The organism is Micromonospora sp. NRRL B-16802, assembly GCF_001279555.1.
Lineage (GTDB): Bacteria > Actinomycetota > Actinomycetes > Mycobacteriales > Micromonosporaceae > Micromonospora > Micromonospora profundi.
Genome location: NZ_LGEB01000013.1, coordinates 75,918 through 94,870, shown reverse-complemented (window position 1 = coordinate 94,870; position 18,953 = coordinate 75,918). Strand labels below are relative to the sequence as shown.

At 71.5% G+C, this 18,953-nt stretch carries 15 protein-coding genes; 9 read left to right on the top strand and 6 right to left on the bottom strand.

Annotated features, from left to right (window positions below; translation table 11 throughout):
* Positions 1-981, bottom strand: coding sequence for a carbohydrate ABC transporter permease (locus tag ADK66_RS04475; protein ID WP_053652607.1), 981 nt, complete (start codon positions 979-981; stop codon positions 1-3).
* A 114-nt stretch (positions 982-1,095) separates the two neighbouring features.
* Complete coding sequence (locus tag ADK66_RS04470; protein WP_053652606.1) at positions 1,096-2,385, bottom strand: ABC transporter substrate-binding protein; 1,290 nt, start codon at positions 2,383-2,385, stop codon at positions 1,096-1,098.
* Positions 2,386-2,724: 339 nt separating this feature from the next.
* Here ADK66_RS04470 and ADK66_RS04465 point away from each other — a divergent pair, with 339 nt between their 5' ends.
* The 3 genes from ADK66_RS04465 to ADK66_RS04455 all read left to right on the top strand — a co-directional run bounded on the left by ADK66_RS04465 (position 2,725) and on the right by ADK66_RS04455 (position 4,372).
* On the top strand, positions 2,725-3,429 hold the full coding sequence (locus tag ADK66_RS04465) for a VOC family protein (protein ID WP_053652605.1): 705 nt from the start codon (positions 2,725-2,727) through the stop codon (positions 3,427-3,429).
* Between the two features lie 185 nt (positions 3,430-3,614).
* Positions 3,615-4,046 carry a hypothetical protein gene (locus ADK66_RS04460; RefSeq protein ID WP_053652604.1) on the top strand — a complete coding sequence of 144 codons (432 nt, stop codon included), beginning with the start codon at positions 3,615-3,617 and terminating at the stop codon, positions 4,044-4,046.
* A gap of 47 nt (positions 4,047-4,093) precedes the next feature.
* Positions 4,094-4,372: a hypothetical protein gene (locus ADK66_RS04455; RefSeq protein WP_053652603.1), complete on the top strand. Its 279-nt coding sequence runs from the start codon at positions 4,094-4,096 to the stop codon at positions 4,370-4,372.
* Between the two features lie 422 nt (positions 4,373-4,794).
* Here the strand turns inward: ADK66_RS04455 and ADK66_RS04450 are convergent, their stop codons facing one another.
* The 3 genes from ADK66_RS04450 to ADK66_RS04440 all read right to left on the bottom strand — a co-directional run bounded on the left by ADK66_RS04450 (position 4,795) and on the right by ADK66_RS04440 (position 7,091).
* The gene (locus tag ADK66_RS04450; RefSeq protein WP_053652602.1) at positions 4,795-5,505 is read right to left on the bottom strand and encodes an HAD family hydrolase; all 711 of its coding nucleotides are present in this window, start codon (positions 5,503-5,505) and stop codon (positions 4,795-4,797) included.
* An 85-nt stretch (positions 5,506-5,590) separates the two neighbouring features.
* Positions 5,591-6,169 carry a TetR/AcrR family transcriptional regulator gene (locus tag ADK66_RS04445; protein WP_231639897.1) on the bottom strand — a complete coding sequence of 193 codons (579 nt, stop codon included), beginning with the start codon at positions 6,167-6,169 and terminating at the stop codon, positions 5,591-5,593.
* Between the two features lie 61 nt (positions 6,170-6,230).
* Complete coding sequence (locus ADK66_RS04440) at positions 6,231-7,091, bottom strand: SDR family oxidoreductase (RefSeq protein ID WP_053652600.1); 861 nt, start codon at positions 7,089-7,091, stop codon at positions 6,231-6,233.
* 122 nt (positions 7,092-7,213) lie between these two features.
* Here ADK66_RS04440 and ADK66_RS04435 point away from each other — a divergent pair, with 122 nt between their 5' ends.
* Positions 7,214-7,831 carry a TetR/AcrR family transcriptional regulator gene (locus tag ADK66_RS04435; protein WP_053652599.1) on the top strand — a complete coding sequence of 206 codons (618 nt, stop codon included), beginning with the start codon at positions 7,214-7,216 and terminating at the stop codon, positions 7,829-7,831.
* 234 nt (positions 7,832-8,065) lie between these two features.
* On the opposite strand, the gene ADK66_RS04430 is transcribed toward ADK66_RS04435, so the two are convergent.
* Complete coding sequence (locus tag ADK66_RS04430) at positions 8,066-10,771, bottom strand: glucosidase (protein ID WP_053652598.1); 2,706 nt, start codon at positions 10,769-10,771, stop codon at positions 8,066-8,068.
* A gap of 42 nt (positions 10,772-10,813) precedes the next feature.
* Here ADK66_RS04430 and ADK66_RS04425 point away from each other — a divergent pair, with 42 nt between their 5' ends.
* From ADK66_RS04425 to ADK66_RS04405, 5 genes are all read left to right on the top strand, one after another.
* Complete coding sequence (locus ADK66_RS04425) at positions 10,814-12,757, top strand: amylo-alpha-1,6-glucosidase (protein WP_053652597.1); 1,944 nt, start codon at positions 10,814-10,816, stop codon at positions 12,755-12,757.
* Between the two features lie 137 nt (positions 12,758-12,894).
* The gene (locus ADK66_RS04420) at positions 12,895-14,229 is read left to right on the top strand and encodes a glycosyltransferase family 4 protein (RefSeq protein WP_157552203.1); all 1,335 of its coding nucleotides are present in this window, start codon (positions 12,895-12,897) and stop codon (positions 14,227-14,229) included.
* Positions 14,230-14,312: 83 nt separating this feature from the next.
* Positions 14,313-16,109, top strand: coding sequence for a serine/threonine-protein kinase (locus tag ADK66_RS04415; RefSeq protein WP_053652596.1), 1,797 nt, complete (start codon positions 14,313-14,315; stop codon positions 16,107-16,109).
* Positions 16,110-16,228: 119 nt separating this feature from the next.
* Positions 16,229-17,902 (top strand): serine/threonine-protein kinase, encoded by a 1,674-nt coding sequence (locus ADK66_RS04410; RefSeq protein ID WP_053652595.1) that lies wholly within the window; start codon positions 16,229-16,231, stop codon positions 17,900-17,902.
* 102 nt (positions 17,903-18,004) lie between these two features.
* On the top strand, positions 18,005-18,814 hold the full coding sequence (locus tag ADK66_RS04405) for a metal-dependent hydrolase (RefSeq protein ID WP_053652594.1): 810 nt from the start codon (positions 18,005-18,007) through the stop codon (positions 18,812-18,814).
* The last annotated feature ends 139 nt before the right edge of the window (positions 18,815-18,953 follow it).

Here is an 18,953-nt window from a genome sequence, read left to right as displayed (position 1 = left end):
TCAGCGCCTCTCCCCGTCGTCGCTGCCCGGGGCAGCGGTGCCGAACAGCTTCACGAAGACGAACGCGATGATCGCCACGGTGATGAAGATCAGCACCGACATCGTCGAGCCGATGCCGAGGTTCAGACCCCGGATCAGGTTGTTGTAGGCGAGCATCGACACCGACGACGTCTCGTTGCCGCCGGCCGTCAGCACGAAGATGTTGTCGAAGACCCGGAACGCGTCCAGGGTGCGGAACAGCAGCGCGACAAGGATCGCCGGCTTCATCACCGGCAGCATCACCTTGGTGAACCGCTGCCACGCGGTGGCGCCGTCGGTGGAGGCGGCCTTGAGCAGGTCCTCCGGCACCAGCGCCAGCCCGGCCATCAGCAGCAACGCCATGAACGGGGTGGTCTTCCAGATCTCGGCGAGCATGATGATCGCCAGGGAGCTGGCCCGCTCGGTAAGCGGCGCGCCGTCGCTGAACAGGTTGGCCAGGTAGCCGGTGCCGGGCGTCCACGCGTACCGCCAGGAGAACGCGGCGACGACAGTGACGATCCCGTACGGGATCAGTGCCGAGGTCCGCACCAGGCCGCGACCGACAAGGGTGCGGTGCATGATGATCGCCAAGCCCATGCCGAGCACCAGCTCGACGGCCACGGTGACCACCGTGATCAGCATTGTCACCCCGAACGCTGTCCACCAGAACTCGTTGGTGAGCACCGTGATGTAGTTCTCCAGCCCGATGAACTCGCGCTGGTCGGGGAAGCGCAGGTCGTAGCGCTGCAACGACAGCCATACCGAATAGATGATCGGGTACGCGGTAACCGCGACCATTACCAGCGCGGCGGGCGCGCAGAGCAGCCAGCCGAGCTTGCGTTCGGCCTTCTTGTTCTCGCTCAACGGCGGCTTGCGGCGACCGCCCCGCTGGGCGGGGACTGTGGCTGGCTTGGTCTCCTCGGCGACGGTGTCAGTGCCGGCAGGTGTGGCGTTGACGCTCACGGCGTCACCTTCCTTCGCGACTGCGGGGCTCGCAAACCCGGCTCACTCCTCGCGCTCACGGCGTCACCTTCCTTCGCGACTGCGGGGCTCGCAAACCCGGCTCACTCCTCGCGCTCACGGCAGCACCCCCTTCGATTCGAGGGCGTCGGCGATGGCGCCGCGCAGCTCGTCGGCGGTCTGCTGCGGGCGGATCGCCGACGGCGGCGACAGGATCGCCGACGTCACTGTGGAGATGCTCTGGTAGGCCGGGGTCAGCGGGCGGGTCGCCGGGTCCTTCAGCTGCTCCAGGATGGTGTCCTTCATCGGGTACGCCTCGGCCATCTCCGGGTCGTTGAAGACCGCCTCGATGGTCGGCGGCACGCCGTCGTTGATGGCGGAGAACTTCTGGTGCTCGGCGCTGCGCAGACACCGCGCCGCCTCGAAGGACAGCTCCGGGTGCTTGGAGTACGAGCTGACGGCCAGGTTCACCCCGCCGATCGTGACCTTGCTGGGCGTGCCCTCGTCGACGCCGGGCACGCGCGCCCAGCCGACCTGCTTGGCAAGCTCCGGGTTCGCCTCCTGAAGCGCCGGGTAGACGAACGGCCAGTTCACCTGGAACGCGCCCGAACCGCCCTGGAACTCCAGCCGCACCGGGTCCTCGGTGGCGTTGCTCAGCGACGGCGAGGTCACGCCGGACGTGGCGAAGCGCTGCAACTGCTCCAGCGCCCGGACCGCGCCCTCGTCCATCACCGCCTGCTTGCCGTCATCGGAAAGGATCTTGCCGCCGGCGCTCGCGGCGAGGGTGTTGTAGAGCACCACGAGACCCTCGTACTGGGCGCCCATCGTGAGCACCTGGTGGGGCTTGCCCTGGTCCTTGAGCTCCCGGGCCATCGTGATCATCTGGTCCCAGGTGGTCGGCGGCTGCGGCACGAGGTCCTTGCGATACCAGAGCAGCTGCACATTCGTGTTCTTCGGCGCGGCGTACAGCTTGCCCTCGTAACGGGCGGTGTCCAGCGGCCCGGACAGGGTGCCCTGCTCGGCCTCGGCCTTGTCCTGGCCGGTCCACTCACGGATCCACTTGGCGCTTGCGAACTCCTGCGTCCAGGTGACGTCCAGACCGAGCACGTCCATGCCGCTGTCCTCGGCGGCGAGCCGGCGCACCATCTGCACCCGCTGGTCGTCGGCCTGCCGCGGCAGCACCCGGTAGGCGATCTTGTAGCGCCCCTGGGCCTGCGCGTTGCAGTCGTCGACGACCTTCTGGAGGTTCTGCTCGGGCGGGTAGTACAGGTTGATCGTCGGCGTACCGCCGTCACCGCCGCCGCTGCCGCACGCGGCAAGCGGCGCGGCCAGTGCGAGCGCAGCAGCCGCCGCCCCCAGCCGGACGGCCGGCCGACGCCGGTGTCGAGCCGTTTCGGGGTCCGTCATCGCCCTCCCCCTCTCTTCGGCGAAAGACCGGGGAGGCATCCGCGCCCCGGTGCGCGGCGAGCCGCTTCCAAGCCGACAAGCTGCGGAAAAGGCCGACTCGGGATGCTCTGTGCGGCTACACTGCCCCACCCGCGAAGCCACGAAACCTGCCCGCCGGTCGACGCGGCGGAGGCTCACAACGCCTGGACGATCGCCGGTCCATCGGTGACGGTTGGGAATCTTGGACACTTTCCGTTCGATACGAACGGAAAGTGTCCAAGATCTACCGCCGTCGGCGCGGCGACCCGTCGGCACCGGGCAGTACTGACGGGGTACGTCCGGAGCAGGCATGCTGGGGCCGTGATCGCGAGATTCAAGGACCTGTGTCTGGACGCCGCCGACCCGCACCGCCTGGGCGCCTTCTGGGCGGCGACACTCGACGCCGAGGTCGTGGATCTCGGCGACGGCGACACGCGCGTCGACCCCCGCTCGGCGGGCTCGGACGCCGAGTCGATCTGGGTGAACCGGGTGCCCGAGCCACGGGCCGGCAGGACGCGCGTACACCTGGATCTGCGGCTGGCCGGCGCGGACCCGGCGGCGCTGCTCGCGGCCGGCGCCCGATTGGTGGGCGAACCGGCCGGCGACGCCGGCTGGTGGGTGCTGAACGACCCGGAGGGTAATTCGTTCTGCGCGTTCCCGGTCGGCGCGGGCACCCAGCCGGGCCCGTCCGCGCTGGTCGTGGCCTCGGCCGACCCTGCCGCCCAGGCGGCCTGGTGGGCCCGCGTGGTCGGCGGCGCTGTCGAGCACGGGCCGGGCAACGCCTCGGTGGTCGGCGCGGCCGGGTTCCCCTGGGACCGCTGGAGATTCGACGGTGTGCCCGAGCCCAAGACGGTGAAGAACCGGCTGCACTGGGATGTCGACCTGGTTGCCCCGGAGCCGATGGCACTGATAGCGGCCGGCGCGACGCTGCTGCGCGAACCGCTCGACGAGGCGCACTGGTGGTGGGTGCTGGCCGACCCGGAAGGCAACGAGTTCTGCGCCTTCGCACCCCGCCCTACCGGGTGAACGACCGACTACCGGGAGCGGGCCGCATCGACTAGCGTTTTTCCCAGCGCCGCAGCCAGCGCGTTCGCCGCCGCCGTCGACACGCCTCCGGCCGACCCCGCCTGCCCGATCGGTTGGTAATCGCGGGAACGTCGCACCGCCGCTTCCCCGGTTCGGCAGGATCCTTCCAACGAGGAGGTGCCGTCGTGCAGGACACCCGCGCTCTCGCCCTGACATTCGAGGTGAGCGGCCTGCCACCGGTCAAGACCGAAGCGCTGTCCATCTTCGCCGCCGGGCACCGGCAGGCGACGAGGGTCCGCGCCCTACTTCAGGCCGCCCTGCAGGCGGCTCAGCGCACCGGCTGGACGCCGCTGCCCGGGCCGATCGCTGTCGACCTGGTCCTGCGCTGCCCACCCGGGCACCGTACGTCCGACGCCAGCACCCTGCTCGGCGGCGTCTGCGCCGTGTTGCAGGACAAGAAGCGGGTGTCCAACATCGGCCTGGCGCACCTGGGCGTCCTGGTGGACGTCGCCCTCTACGACGACGACAGGCAGATCCGCCGTTTGTCGTACCAGGAGGAGCCCGCGGAGGAATTCTCGTACCAGGTGCGGGTTGCCGCCGTACCCACTGGCGTTTGACCGACGGCCGCGGTGGGGTATCGCGGACGCCGACGAAGGGAGCACCGATGTCGGAACCACATGTCACGCTCGACCCGCGCGGGCTCGACGCTGTGCAGCAGAAGTTGCGCGGTCCTCTGGAGGACCAGCTGACCTCGGCGCTCCAGGCGGCCACCGACCGGGTCCGTGCCAACTACGGCGGCGAGCCGGTGGAGCAGGTCTGTCAGCGTTTGCTGGATGAGACCCGCTCCGGGTTGCACCCCGACATCGCGGCCGGCTTCAACCCGGACATGGACGAGTTCTGCCGCGTGGCGGTGGCCATCGTCCGCGGCGGCGAGGCGTCCTGAGCGCGAAAACGGTGTCGATGCCGGCCGCCAGCGCGGCCGGCATCGTCCGGTCGGCCGTGTCCGCATCGAGGGGAGCGTGGTCAGGGCCGGGTCCGCAACTACCCGGCCCTGACCCCCGGCGGACCGGCAGGGAGCGGACAGCTCCGGCACCCCGTCATGCCCGGACGTGGCACGACGCCGCGCAGCTCGACGGAGAGAGCCGGCCGCTTCAGCACTCAGCTCCACGGTGCCCACCCGCCGGACGCCGGTACGCCCCCGGCACACCCCGAAGGACCGTGAGCGCCGGCCCAGGCTAGGCCGGCCGCGACGGACCGACAAGCCGCGACGGACCGTCGGCGGGCGTGACTGATCTCAAAGGGGAAAAGCGGCACGTCGGCGTAACGCACCCATCGCCGCCAGCGCTGTTCAGATTCCTCAGGCGCTCAGAAGTGCCGCAGCAGATCGCGGAACTCGGCAAGCCGCAGGATGCCCGCGTCGGTCGGATCCAGTTCGTCGTGCTCCAGCACCCAGGTGTTCTCGTTTGGAATGAACACGGCGTTCAGTCCGGCCGCCCGGGCCGGCAGGATGTCCGACTTCGGGGAGTTGCCGATCATCCACGCGCCAGCCGGGTCGAAGCCGTGCTCCCCGACCAGCCACCGGTACGTGTCGACCTTCTTCTCGGCGACGATGTGCGCGGCCCGGAAGTGGTGCAGCAGCCCGCAGGCGTCCAGCTTGCGCTGCTGTTCCTCCCGCTCGCCCTTGGTGAGCAGCAACAGCTCGTGCCGACCGGCCAGCTCGTCGAGCGCCTCGGCGACGCCGGGCATCAGCTCCACCCGGTGCTCCACGAGCGCCAGGGCCAGCCGGTCGATCTCCTGCCGTTCGACGTCGGTGGCCGGTCGTTCGCGCAGCCGTTCCAGGCAGTCCGCCAGGCTGCGCAGGAAGACCTTGCTGCCGTACCCGTGCGCGACGGCGTTGGCCCGCTCGATGTCGTCCAGGATCGCCCGGATCTCCGTCCGGTCCAGAGTCGGATGGTCGAGCCACCCGAGGAAGTCGTCGATCACCCGCTCGAAGACGACGTTGTTCTCCCAGAGCGTGTCGTCCGCGTCGAAGATCAATACCTGCGCACCCCGCCGAGCCGCCGCGTCCACCGTCATACCGCCACCTCTCGCGCTGACTCCGTCGATGATCCGAGACTCTAGGGCGTGCCCGGTACCGGACCCAGCGAGTTTCCGCCTGCCGTCACGGCCACCGCAGCAGCCTCTCCGCGATCATCGCTTCCCGCTCCTCCTGCCCCTCTGGCCGTAGCCGGCCACCCCTGGTGAGCATGACGACGCCGTGCAGCAGGCTCCAGCCCACTTCGGCGAGGGTGTCCGGGTCCCGGCCCCCGGCAAGCGGGGCGAGGGCAGCCCGCAGCTCGGCGAAGACCGCCCGCGGCGCGGCCGGAACACCATCAACACCGAGGGCGAGGTCCGGGGTCATCGCGAGCATCGCGTCGTAGACCTCCGGATTGGCGTACGCGAAATCGAGGTACGCGCTCGCGACGGCCGGCCAGGCGCCCTCGGCGCTGCCGGCGGCCTCCGCGTGCGCCTCCGCCAGATCGGCGGCCAGGTCGACGAGGGCACACGCGGCGACGGCGGCGAGCAGCGCCTCCAGATCCGCGAAGTGTCGGTAGAGGTCACCGAGGTCGACGGCGGCCCGCTCGGCGAGACGCCTGGTGCTCACCTCCGGCCAGCCCTCCGCCTCGGCGAACTCTCGTGCGAACGCGACGATGCGGTCGCGCCGCTCCTCTTCGGTGGCCTTTTCGGTGGGTCCGGGCACGCACCCGAGCGTACGGCCGAACACCTTAGGTAGTCGCTTGGTGACGGATTGGTGACTGGCGTCAGGGCGTGCCACCAGGGGCCGGGACGGCATGCTCAGCGGCCCTGCTCACCTGCTCCCAGCCGGCCCAGGTGTCCATGCGGCGGCGCGAGATGTCGAACGCCAGGTCGTAGACCATGCTGCCGAGCAGGAGCCGCAGCGGCGGTTCGTCGCTGTCGACGAGTGTCAGCAGCGCCTCGGCGGCCAGCCGGGGCTCACTGTCGATCGAGCCTTCGGCCCACTGCCGCTCCAGTTCGGCGCGCAGTGGCCCGTACTCCTCCATCGGGCCTGCGGAGGTCGCGCTTGTGTACAGGTCGGTCCAGTAGCCGCCGGGCTGCACGATGCTGACCTTGACCCCGAAGGTCGCGGCCTCCATGGCCAGCGCCTCACTCATGCCCTCCAGCGCGAACTTGCTCGCGCTGTACATTCCGGTGCTCGGGAAGCCGCCCAGTGCGGCGATGCTGGAGATCTGCACGATGTGGCCGGCCCGTCGGGCCCGCAGGTGCGGCAGCGCGGCCTGGCTGACCCAGAGCGCGCCGAACACGTTGACCTCGAACTGTGCCCGCGCCTGCGCCTCGGTGAACTCTTCGAGCATGCCCAGCGACATGGTGCCGGCGTTGTTGACGACAATGTCGAGCCCTCCGAAGTGCTCGGCCGCGGTGGCGACGGCGGCGAAGACCGCCGCCCGGTCGGTCACGTCGAGCGGCAGGGCGAGCAGACGGTCGCCGTGACGCTCGTCGAAGTCGTCCCGGGCTATGGTCCGGGCAGCGCCGACCACCCGATCGCCGCGTTCGAGAGCGGCGATGGCGAACGCGCGACCCAGGCCGCGGCTGGCGCCGGTGATGAACCAGGTACGCGGTGCGGTGCCGGTCGGGGTGCGCACAGTCGATCTCCATTCGATTACCGAGACGAGACGGACCGTCTCGTCTGTGTCCGACGGTAGGCCTCGCCTATCCCGCCCGTCAAGACGAGACGGTCCGTCTCGCACCTGGTATCTTTCGGCCCATGGCGACGCAACACCGGGCCGCGCCCAACGCCGCCCGCCGGAAGGAGACCTCGCGCCAGGCCATCCTCGCGGCGGCGTTCGACCTGCTCCGGGAGGTCGGTTACGCCAAACTCAGCATCGAGGGCATCGCCGCGCGCGCCGGCGTGGGCAAACAGACCATCTACCGCTGGTGGCCGTCCAAGGGCGCTGTCATCTTCGATGCCTTCCTCCTGCTCAGCGCCAGCGAGGGCGAGCCCCCGGTGCTGCCCGACACCGGCGACCTGGAAACCGACCTGCGCGTGGTGCTCCGCGCCACTGTCGAGGAGTTGAACGATCCCCGCTACGACCAGCCGATGCGGGCGTTGGCCACCGAGATCGCGCATGATCCGGACCTGGCTGCCGTCTACGCCGAACGGCTGGACGGGCCGCTGAAGGAAGCCAAGCGCCAACGTCTGCGCAGCGCCCAGCAGGCGGGGCAACTCGCCGAGGACCTCGACCTCGACGTGGCCGTGGAGATGATCTGGGGTCCCCTGCTCAACAGGTGGCTGCACCACAGTGGCCCCCTCACCGCCGAGTACGCCGATCGTGTCCTCACCACGGCCCTCAACGGCCTGCGCCCACGCCAGCCCGACAACTGACTAGCGCGTCCCGGGCGTCAGCCGCGCTGCCCGCGATCAGCGCGACGGTGTCCGACCTCCCTACCCAGGATCGAGCACGATCATGGGCGCGGAGGTGCGGGCACAGGCCCGCAAGATCCGCGCACTTTCGGTGATACTGCTGTCTCACGCTGGCCGGAGGCAGCAGCATCCCTGATGTTGCTCGGATCTTGCGGGCGGGGCGGGGCGGCACGGTCGGGGCGAGGGCGGGGTGGGTCAGCGGCGCAGGGTGAGGATCAGGTCGGCGACAAGCGCCGTCCAGCCGGTCTGGTGCCAGGCGCCCAGGCCGGCGCCGTTGTCACCGTGGAAGTACTCCGGGAACGCGATCAGGTCCCGCCAGTCCGGGTGGGTCTGGAACAGGCGCGCCGCGCCGTAGATCGGGCGGCGGCCCCAGTCGTCCTGGGTGAACAGCGAGATCAGCCGGGCCGAGAGGTCGTCGGCGATCTCGTCCAGGGTGCGCTTCACGCCGGAGCGGGTCGGATACTCCACCTGGAGGTCGTCGCCGAAGAACGCCGCGTAGTCGCGCAACGCGCTGATCAGCAGGAAGTTCGTCGGCATCCAGATCGGGCCGCGCCAGTTCGAGTTGCCGCCGAACAGCCCGCTTGTCGACTCGGCCGGCTCGTAGCCGACGGAGAACTCCTGCCCGCCGAGGGTGACCGAGAACGGCTTGTCCAGGTGCGCGCGGGACAGCGTACGAAGGCCGAAGTCGGAGAGGAACTCGTCGGAGTCGAGCATCCGGGCGAGCAGCCGGATCACCTGCTCCGGGCCGACCATGGACAGCAGCCGCTGCTGGCGTCCGTCCGGGCCGAGGCGGCGGGTGCCGATCACCTGCGCGTACTCCGGGCGGTTGGTGAGGAACCAGCGCAGCCGGGCGCCCAACTCCGGCAGCCGGTGCAGGGTCTTGGCGGTCAGCCTGGTGGTGGCGGCCAGCGGCAGCAGCCCGACCACCGAGCGGACCTTCAACGGCACCTTCGTGCCGTCGGCGAGGCGCAGCACGTCGTAGAAGAAGGCGTCCTCGTCGTCCCAGAGCCCCTGCTCGTACGCGGCGGCGGCGATGTAGGCGAAGTGTTCGAAGAACTTGGTGGCGGTGTCCACCCACGTGCGGTCGTGTTCGGCGAGCACTATCGCGATGTCCAGCAGGTTGAGGGCGTACATGGCCATCCAGCCGGTGCCGTCGGACTGCTCCAGCACACCCGCCACTGGCAGCGCCGCCGAACGGTCGAACGGCCCGACGTTGTCCAGCCCGAGGAAGCCGCCCTCGAAGACGTTGTTGCCGCCGGTGTCCTTGCGGTTGACCCACCAGGTGAAGTTCAGCAGCAGCTTGTGCATCACCCGGGCCAGGAACTCGAAGTCCCGACCGCCGTCGATCTCGAACACCTTCAGCGCCGCCCACGCGTGCACCGGCGGGTTCACGTCACCGAACGCCCACTCGTACGCGGGGATCTGCCCGTTGGGGTGCAGGTACCACTCGCGCAGCAGGAGCAGCAGTTGGTCCTTGGCGAAGCCGGGGTCGACGCGAGCGATGCTCACACAGTGGAAGGCCAGGTCCCAGGCCGCGTACCAGGGATACTCCCACGGGTCGGGCATGGAGATCACGTCGAAGCTGGTCATGTGCCACCAGGCGCTGTTGCGTCCGTGGCGGCGCCCGGCCGGCGGCGTCGAGCCCGGGTCGCCTTCGAGCCAGCGCTTGACGTCGAAGTGGTAGAACTGCTTGCCCCACATGAGCCCGGCGATGGCCTGCCGGGCGACCAGTGCCTCGTCCGCTGTGGCGGCCTCGGGGATCACGCTTGCGAAGAACCGGTTCGCCTCGGCCCGCCGCGCCCACACCACCGCCTCGAAGCCGTCGCGAAGGTCGGCCGGGGGCGGCGGGGCCGACGCCGGAGGCGACGCGGTACGGGTCAGCCGCAACCGGATCTGGCGCTGCCCGCCGGCCGGCACGTCGAGGACGTAGTGCAGCGCGCCCTTGGTGCCCTCCCGGGCGGGGTTGACGGTGGGCGCGCCGTTGACCACGTGGTCGTTGATGCCGTCCTTCGGGTACTTCGAGCGGCCCGGCAGGCCCCAGAGCCGCTCGGCGTTCGTGTCGTTGTCGCAGAGCAGCGGCACCGGGCCGCCGTCGCCCTCGAGCAGCAGTTGGCCGAGGACCCGGTGCTCACCGACCAGCCGGGTGCCGTCGCCGGTCAGCCGGGGAATCCGGTCGCCCCCGGGCAGACCCCACGCCCACGTGTTGCGGAACCACAGGGTGGGCAGCACGTGCAGGGTCGCCGCCCGGTCACCCCGGTTGGCGACCGTCACCACCATGCACATGTCGGTCGGGGACGCCTTGGCGTAGTCGACTGTCACCGCCCAGTACCGGTCCTCGTCGAAGATGCCGGTGTCCACCAGCTCGTACTCGGTGTCGTCCCGGCCGCGCAGCGCGTTCACGGCGACGAGTTCGTCGTACGGGAAGGCAGCCTGCGGGTAGTGGTAGCGCCAGCGCATCCAGGAGTGGGTGGGCGTGGAGTCCTCGTACCACCAGTACTCCTTGACGTCCTCGCCGTGGTTGCCGCTGTCGCCGCCCAGGCCGAACATCCGCTCCTTGAGGATCGGGTCCTTGCCGTTCCACAGCGCGAGAGCGAAGGCGAAGGTCTGCCGGTCGTCGCAGACGCCTGCCATCCCGTCTTCATTCCACCGGTAGGCTCTGGACCGCGCGTGGTCATGCGGGAAGTAGTCCCAGGCCGTACCGTGCTCGCTGTAGTCCTCCCGTACCGTCCCCCACGCCCGTTCGGACAGATAGGGACCCCATGCGCGCCAGTCCTGCTCCCCCGAGTCGGCCTGGGCGAGCCGGAGCCGCTCAGCGTCGGGTGGCGAGGCGTCGGAGGACGATCGGTCAGTGATCACGTACACATCCTTGACGCCGTCTCCGTACTTGACCACAGCAGCCATTGTCGTCGTGGCGTGTTACACCTTGCCGTCGGTGGAGGAAAGTTGATCGACATTCACTTCGGCCCGCAGGTCTGTGGCGATCTGGCGAGCGCGTCCAGCCGGGAGTGGCTGGTGCCTGACGGTGTCGGCGGGTACGCGATGGGCACGGTCTCCGGACTGCGCACCCGCCGGTACCACGGTCTGCTGGTGGTCCCGGGCGAAACTCCGGCGTCCCGTCAGGTGGGACTGGCAAGTCTCGATCCGGCGGTCACCCTGCCCTCGGGCGCGCGGGTCCGGCTCGGCGCGCACGAGTGGGCCTCCGGTGACGTCGACCCGCGCGGCTTCGAACTGCTCGAACGCTTCGACCTGGTCGACGGGCTGCCCCGGTGGCGGTGGCGGATCGGCGGCGTCGTGATCGAGCGGGAGCTGGCCATGCTGCCTGGCCGGTCCTGCGTGGCGGTGGTGCACCGGCTGATCGCCGGCGGCCCGGTCCGGCTGGAGCTGTCGGCCGCCTGCACCTGGCGCGACGCGCACGGCGAGCGGCGGGCCGACGGCCCCACGCCGCAGGTCGAGACGGTCGGCGACGGCGCTGTGGTCGAGGGCGCGTACCGGCTCGCCGGCCCGGGCTGGACCCCCGAGGGGCAGTGGTGGCTGGGCGTGCACCACCGGGAGGAGGCAGTCCGAGGGCTACACCCGGACGAGGACGTCTGGTACGCGGGACGCTTCGTCGGTGAGCTGGAGCGCCCCGGCGACACGGTGTCGGTGCGGGCGTGGGCGGGCCGGCTGGACGAGGAACCGCCGCCGGCCGCGCAGATCGTGGAGACCGCCCGGCGACGCAACCGTCAGGTGGTGGCGGCCGCGAACCCGACGGATGACGTGGAGGCGACGCTCACGCTTGCCGCCGACGCGTTCGTGGTGCGCCCGGGCGGCGGGGCTGTCGACGTGGTCGCCGGGTACCCGTGGTTCGGCGCGTGGTCGCGGGACACGATGATCTCGTACGAGGGTCTCTTCCTCTGCACCAACCGCGCCGCCGAGGGCCGGGAGCTGCTGCGGGCGTACGCGGCGACGCTGTCCGAGGGGATGCTCGCCAACACGGCCGACACCGGGCGGGTGGAGTACAACACCGTCGACGGCACGCTGTGGTTCCTGCACGCGGTGAGCCGACACGTCACCGTCACGGGTGACACCGACCTCGGCGACGAGCTGCTGCCCGCGCTGCGGACAGTCGTCGACGCCCACGTGGCGGGCACCCGCTACGGCATCGGCGTCGACCCGGCCGACGGGCTGCTCGCCCAGGGCGCCCCGGGCACGGCCCTGACCTGGATGGACGCCCGCGTGTACGGGGTGCCTGTCACTCCGCGTACCGGCAAGCCCGTCGAGGTCAACGCGCTGTGGATCAACGGGCTGGCCGGGCTCGCCGAGCTGACCGAGCTGGCCGGTCAGGACGCGGACGAGCTGTGGCGGCGGCACGGGCAGGCGACCACCTCGTTCCGGGACCGCTATCCGGCCCCGGCCGGCTGGCTGTACGACGTGCTCGACGCGCCCGCGCCCGCGTACCCGCTTGGTGGCGCGGCCCTGCACGACGACGACGCGCTGCGGCCCAACCAGCTGCTGGCCTGGTCGTTGCCGTTCGCGCCGTTGGAGCCGGACGAGCCGACGTTGCGGCGGGTCGCGGCCGGGCTGCTCACCCCGCTCGGGCCGCGCAGTCTCGCCCCGGATTCGCCGGAGTTCGTGGGCCGGCACCGGGGTGGTCCGGCGGAGCGGGACGGCGGCTACCACCAGGGCACTGTGTGGCCGTGGCTTGTCGGCCCGTACGTCGACGCGTGCCGCAGGGGCAAGATGTCGGTCGATGACGTATTGGTCGGCATTGAGGCACATCTGACCGAATATGGGTTAGGCTCGGTGAGCGAGACAGCCGACGGCCTCGCGCCGCACGCCGCGACCGGATGCCCTTTCCAGGCATGGTCGGTCGCCGAGCTGCTGCGGGTGCGCCGAAAGGGCCAGTAGCGCTTTACATGACCGCAACGGCGGTGTCTCCGCTGGTTATCTCGGCCCCGGCAGGATGGGGCCCGATCCAGGCGCGACGGCGGCACCGATTCGGTGCCGGTCGGCGCGCGCCCGGGGACAACTCAAAGGGGGCCGCAATGTCACCCGACGCCCACGTGATCGACATCCACTCCGCCCGGCACCTGCGGGTGCTGATGCTGTCCTGGGAATATCCGCCGGTGCTCGTCGGCGGCCTCGGCCGACACGTCCACGCCCTCTCCGTCGCACTGGCCGCCGCCGGCCACGAAGTCACAGTCGTCACCCGCCACGCCGACGGCGCACCCCTTGAGGAGTACGCCGACGGCGTCCGCATCCTGCGCGCCCCCGAAGACCCCGTCACCTTCCCCCTCGCCACCGGCAGCCTGCTGGCCTGGACCATGGCGTTCAACCACACCCTCACCCGCACCGCCCTGCGCGCCACCGAAGCCGGCACCTACGACGTCATCCACGCCCACGACTGGCTCGTCGCCCACACCGCCATGACCCTCTCCGACCACCTGGACCTGCCGCTCGTCACGACCATGCACGCCACCGAGGCGGGCCGGCACCAGGGCTGGCTGCCCGAGGAGATGAACCGCACCATCCACGGCGTCGAACACTGGCTCACCGGGGCCTCCACCCGCGTGATCACCTGTTCGGGTTACATGCGCGACCAGGTGGGCGCGCTCTTCGACGTACCCGCCGAGCAGGTCGACGTGGTGCCCAACGGCGTCGACGACCGGGCCTGGCGGGCCCGGCCCCGCGCGGTCGCGTCGGCCCGTGCCCGGTTCGCCGCCGACGGCCCCCTCGTCGGGTACGCCGGACGGCTCGTCTACGAGAAGGGCGTGCAGCATCTCGTGCACGCCGTACCCCGGCTGCGCGAGCAGCACCCCGGGCTGCGCGTCGTGATCGCAGGCGACGGCCCGTACCGCGCCGAGTTGGAGGCCGAGGCCCGCCGCCTGGCGCTCGGCTCGACAGTCAGCTTCACGGGCTTCCTCGACGCCACCCAACTCCCGGCGGTGCTTGGCGCCACCGACGCGACAGTGGTCCCCAGCCTCTACGAGCCGTTCGGCATGGTGGCGCTGGAGGCGGCAGCTGCCGGTGCGCCCCTGGCCGTGGCCCGCACCGGTGGCCTCGCCGAGATCGTCGAACCCGGCGTGACAGGCGTGACGTTTCCGCACAGTGACCCGGCCGCCCTGGCCGGCGCTGTCGGTCAACTCCTCGGCGACGAGATCTTCGCCAGGCGGGTCGCCCGACGTGCCCGCGCCATGGTCGGCGAGCGGTACGGCTGGGCCACCATCGCGGCCCGCACCGCCGCCAGTTACGCCAGCGCACGCCGTGAGCACGGCCCTCTCCAGGCCCGACGCGCCGCTGCCCAACTGGCCGGCGGCCGTACCCGGATCGCCGTCCCGGAGGGCAACCTGCTCGCTGCCGCCGACCACGCCGCCTGCTGAGGTAGGTCGGACGACCGATAGGTGACTTCCGATCCGCTGGATAGGGTGTACCCCGGACAGCGGCTGAGGAGGAGCGTGCGCAGGTGCTGATTGCCGGTCGATACCGGCTGCTCGACCTGGTGGGTCGCGGGGGCATGGGTCGGGTGTGGCGAGCCCACGACGAGATGCTGCACCGCGAAGTCGCCGTCAAGGAGGTCGTACCGCCGAACTGGCTGACCGACCACGACCGGGCCGAGTTGCGCTCGCGCACCCTGCGGGAGGCCCGCGCCGCGGCCCGACTCAACCACCCCGCCGTGGTCCGGCTCTACGACGTCGTCCCGGTCGAGGGCAGCCCGTGGATCGTGATGGAGTACGTCCCCTCACGCACCCTTCAGGACGTCCTCGACGACGAGGGGCCGTTGGCGCCGATCCGGGCCGCCCGGATCGGCCTTGCCCTGCTCGACGCGCTGCGGGCCGCGCACGCGGTGGGGGTGCTGCACCGCGACGTCAAACCGCAGAACGTGCTCATGGCCAACGACGGGCGGGTGATGCTCACCGACTTCGGGCTGGCCACCTTCGACGGCGGCGACGGCGCGATGACCCGTCCCGGGATGGTCCTCGGCTCCCCGCAGTACGTCGCCCCGGAGCGCGCCGCCGAGGGTGTGTCCTCAGTGGCCGCCGACCTGTGGTCGCTCGGCGCCACCCTGCACACCGCTGTGGAGGGCCGCTCCCCGTACGCCCGCAGCACCGCGATGGCCACCCTCAGCGCGTTGGCCGCCGGCCCGCCGGACCCGGCCCCGCACGCCGGGCCGCTCGCGCCGGTGCTCGCCGGACTGCTGTGCCGCGATCCACGGCGGCGCCTCGGCCACGACGAGGCCCACCGGTTGCTCGACGCCGCCGCGACCAGCGACGCCGCAGCGCCGGCCGACAGCTCGGGTGCCGGGAGCCCGGGCGTCGCCGGTCCGGCTGACGCAGGCTCCGGTGCCACCGGCCGGGGTGATGGCGGCCGGGGTGATGGCGATCGGGGCGACACCGGCCCGGTCTCGCCCAGCGCCGGTGACGGCGGGCCCGACCGTCGGCCGCCGGCGGAGGTGGCGGTCGGCGCGGCGGCGACAGCCGCCCGATCGGGACGGCGACCGACGGGACGCCAGGCGGCGCTTGTCGGCACGGCGCTGCTGGTGGCGGTCGCCGCCGGCATCGGCACCGCGCTGGCGTTCGCCGGCGACGGCCCGAGCGACACCGCCGCCCGCCCCACAGCGTCGACGGATCAACTGCCCGGCGGCGACCCGGACGGGCAGTACGGCGATGACGGCCCGAACGACGGTGGAGGGCCGGACAGGCCGCCCGGCGACCGCCGTGGCCGACCCGTCCCGCCCCTGGGCGGACAGAACATCGCCCCTCCCCCGTTTCCCTGCGTACGCCCGGACATCGTCGGCACGCCGGTGCCGGCCTGGTCGCCGCCGCCGGGCGAGCGGCTGCGACTTCCACCCGGCTGGGTGTGGCACGCGGACACCGCAGGTTTCCGGATCTCGGTGCCGGCTACCTGGCGCTACTCCCGCGACGGGGCAGTGACCTGCTTCCAGGACCCGGCGACCGGCCGGGCCCTCAGCGTCACCGAGGGCGGCGCGCCCGACCCGCTGACCCGGCTGCGCGCGCTCCGGGACGCGGCCGCCGCGGCCGGCGCTCTCGTGGGGTACGACGAGGTGCGCCTCGCCGACACCGGCGCGGGCGCGGAGTGGGAGTCCCGATGGCGGACACCGCACGGCGGAGTGCTGCACGCGCGGCAGGACGTCGTCGGGGGCGGGCGCTGGACGCTTGGCTGGATCACCCACGACGAGGACTGGACGGCCGCCGATGCCGACTGGCCGGTGATCCGAAGTAGTTTCCGACCACCCCCCTGACCTGCGCCGTACGGCCGTGGTTGACCCCTCTGTCCGTCGTGGATCGAGGCCGCTCAGCGGATGAGAAAACCCGCATCGGTGGTTATCGTGTAACTCGGGGTGACCGAGGGGGAGCGACCGTGCAGCAGTTGCTGATCGCGGGTCGGTACCGGCTGCTCGACCTGGTCGGCACCGGCGGGATGGGCCGGGTCTGGTTGGCTCGCGACGAGATGTTGCACCGCGACGTCGCGGTGAAGGAGGTCGTGCCGCCGTCCTGGCTGGCCGAGCCCGACCGCGCCGAACTCCGGTTCCGGACGCTGCGCGAGGCGCGTACGGCCGCCCGGCTCAACCACCCCAACGTGGTGCGTATCTACGACGTCGTGCACGACCGGGACAGCCCGTGGATCGTGATGGAGTACGTGCCGTCCCGATCGGTGCAACAGATCCTCAGCGCCGAGGGTCCACTGAGCCCCCAACGTACGGCCCGGATCGGGTTGGCGGTGCTCGCCGCGTTGCGGGCCGCGCACACCGCCGGCGTACTGCACCGTGACGTGAAGCCGCACAACGTGCTCGTCGCCGACGATGGGCGGGTGGTGCTCACCGACTTCGGGTTGGCGACGTTCGACGGCGGCGACGGGACGATGACCGGCCCGGGCACTGTGCTCGGCTCACCGCAGTTCGTCGCCCCGGAGCGGGCCCGCGAAGGTGTCTCCGATCCGCGTACCGACCTGTGGTCGCTGGGCGCGACGCTCTACGCGACGGTCGAGGGGCAGTCCCCGTACGCCCGGTCCAGCGCGATGGCAACGCTCAGCGCGCTGGCCGTCGAACCGCCGGACCCGATGCGCCGCGCCGGGCCGCTGCGTCCGGTGCTCACCGGGCTGTTGCAGCGCGACCCGTGGCGGCGGTTGACAGCCGCCGAGGCCGAGCCACTGCTGCGCGCCGCTGCTGTTGCGGCCCACGACCAGCCCGCCGGACCGGCCCGCTCGGCGGCGGTGGCGGCGCTGCGTCACGCCGGCCGGTCGACGTCGCCTCCCGCTGAGCTGCCCGTCGACCTGTCCCCGGCGCAGCCGGCCGACCTGTCCCCGGCGCAGCCGGTCGAGCCGCCCGTGCCGCCCGCCCGGCCGGCGGGCCGCCGGGCCGTACGGCGCGGGCGGTTGATCGCTGCGGCTGGGGCGGTCACCGCTGTGGCGCTGCTGGTCGCCGGAGGCGTCACGGCGGTGCTGATGAGCCGCCACGACCAGCGGGCGACACCGTCCGGCGTCGGCGGCGGCGCGACCGCCACCCGACCGGCGGCGTTCGCCTGCGCGACGCCCCCGCCACCCGTGGCCACGCCGGTGCCGTCGATGTCCCCGCCGGCCGACTCACGCTACCGGCTGCGGACCGGCTGGACCTGGCACGACGACCCCGCCGGCTTCCGGATCGCGGCGCCGGTGGGCTGGGCGCACTGGACCGAGGAGGCGGTGACCTGCTTCCGGGAGCCCAGCGGGGCCCGGGTTCTCAGCGTCGAGGTCGGGCCGCGACGGGCCGACCCGGTGGCGCACTGGAAGGCCGAGGAGACCCGGCTCGTCGCTGGCGCGGCACTTCCTGGCTACCGGAAGGTGGACATCTCGGGGCTTGATTTCTTCGACGGCGCCGCGCTCTGGGAGTGCAGTTGGGAGAACGCCGCCGGGGAGCGGGTGCACAGCATCCGGCTGCTCGCCAACACCTCTGCCGGGCAGGCGTTCACCGTCTCGTGGTTGACAAAAGAGTTCGACTGGCAGGTCAACGCGGCATACTTCGTGATGATCCGGCAGAGCTTCACACCCACCCTCTGACACCGTCCGTTGTAGACGGTTTGGCTGATGCCCCTGGGGCGCGGCCGCTGACTACAGTGGCGTAGTTTTGGCGCTCAAGATCCCTGGGGAGGGTGAGCCGAGATGATGGGACCGTCGCACGCGCTGTCCGGCGCGGCGGTATGGCTGGCCGGGTCCTGGGCGCTGGACCAGTTCGCCGACTACCAGCAGTCACCACTCGCGTTGGCAGTGGGCACCGCGGTGTGCGCGGGCGGGGCGCTCTTTCCCGACCTCGACCTGTCCGGCAAGGTGACCCGCAACCAGGGCGGCGCCACAGTGGCCCGCACCTTCGGGGTCTTCTCCCTCTTCGTCGCCGAGGTCATGGAGAAGATCTCCCTCGGGGTCTACTACGCGACGAAACTCAGCAAGGATCCACGCCGCAACAACGGGCACCGGACGCTGACCCACACCATCCCGTTCACGCTGCTCGTCGGCTGGGGCACCACCGCGCTCTGCGCCGCGTACGGCAAGTGGGCGGTGATCACGATCCTGTTCTTCATGTTCGGCCTCGCCCTGCGAGGGCTCTTCGACAGGTGGGCCGAGCGGGCAGGCTGGGTGATCGTGACCCTCGCGTCGGCCGGCGCGGCCTGGTTCACCTTCGCCAACCTGCCCGGCGGGCGGGGCTATCCGCTGATCGGCACGGCCGTGGGGGTGGGCTGCTTCGTGCACATCCTCGGCGACATGATCACCAGAGCCGGGGTGCCGATCCTGTGGCCGATCCCGATCAAACGTCGGATGTGGACGATGATCGGCCTGCCGAACAGCATCGCGCTGCGCACCGGCAGCAAGACCGAGGTGGTCGTGCTGCGCACCGTACTCACGGTGGTGTCGGCGCTCGCCACCGCCGGCCTGATCGCCCCGTCGGTGCTGCAACGGTTCAACATCGAGATATAAGCGGCCCGGCCGCGGCCATCACCGCGACCATCGTCATCACCGCCGCCGCCCCCGGGCGGTCGGCCGGGCCAGACCGCCGCCGTCAGCAGGGCGGGTCGCCGCGCCAGTGAAGGCGCGGATCGGCGCCGGCGAAGGGCGC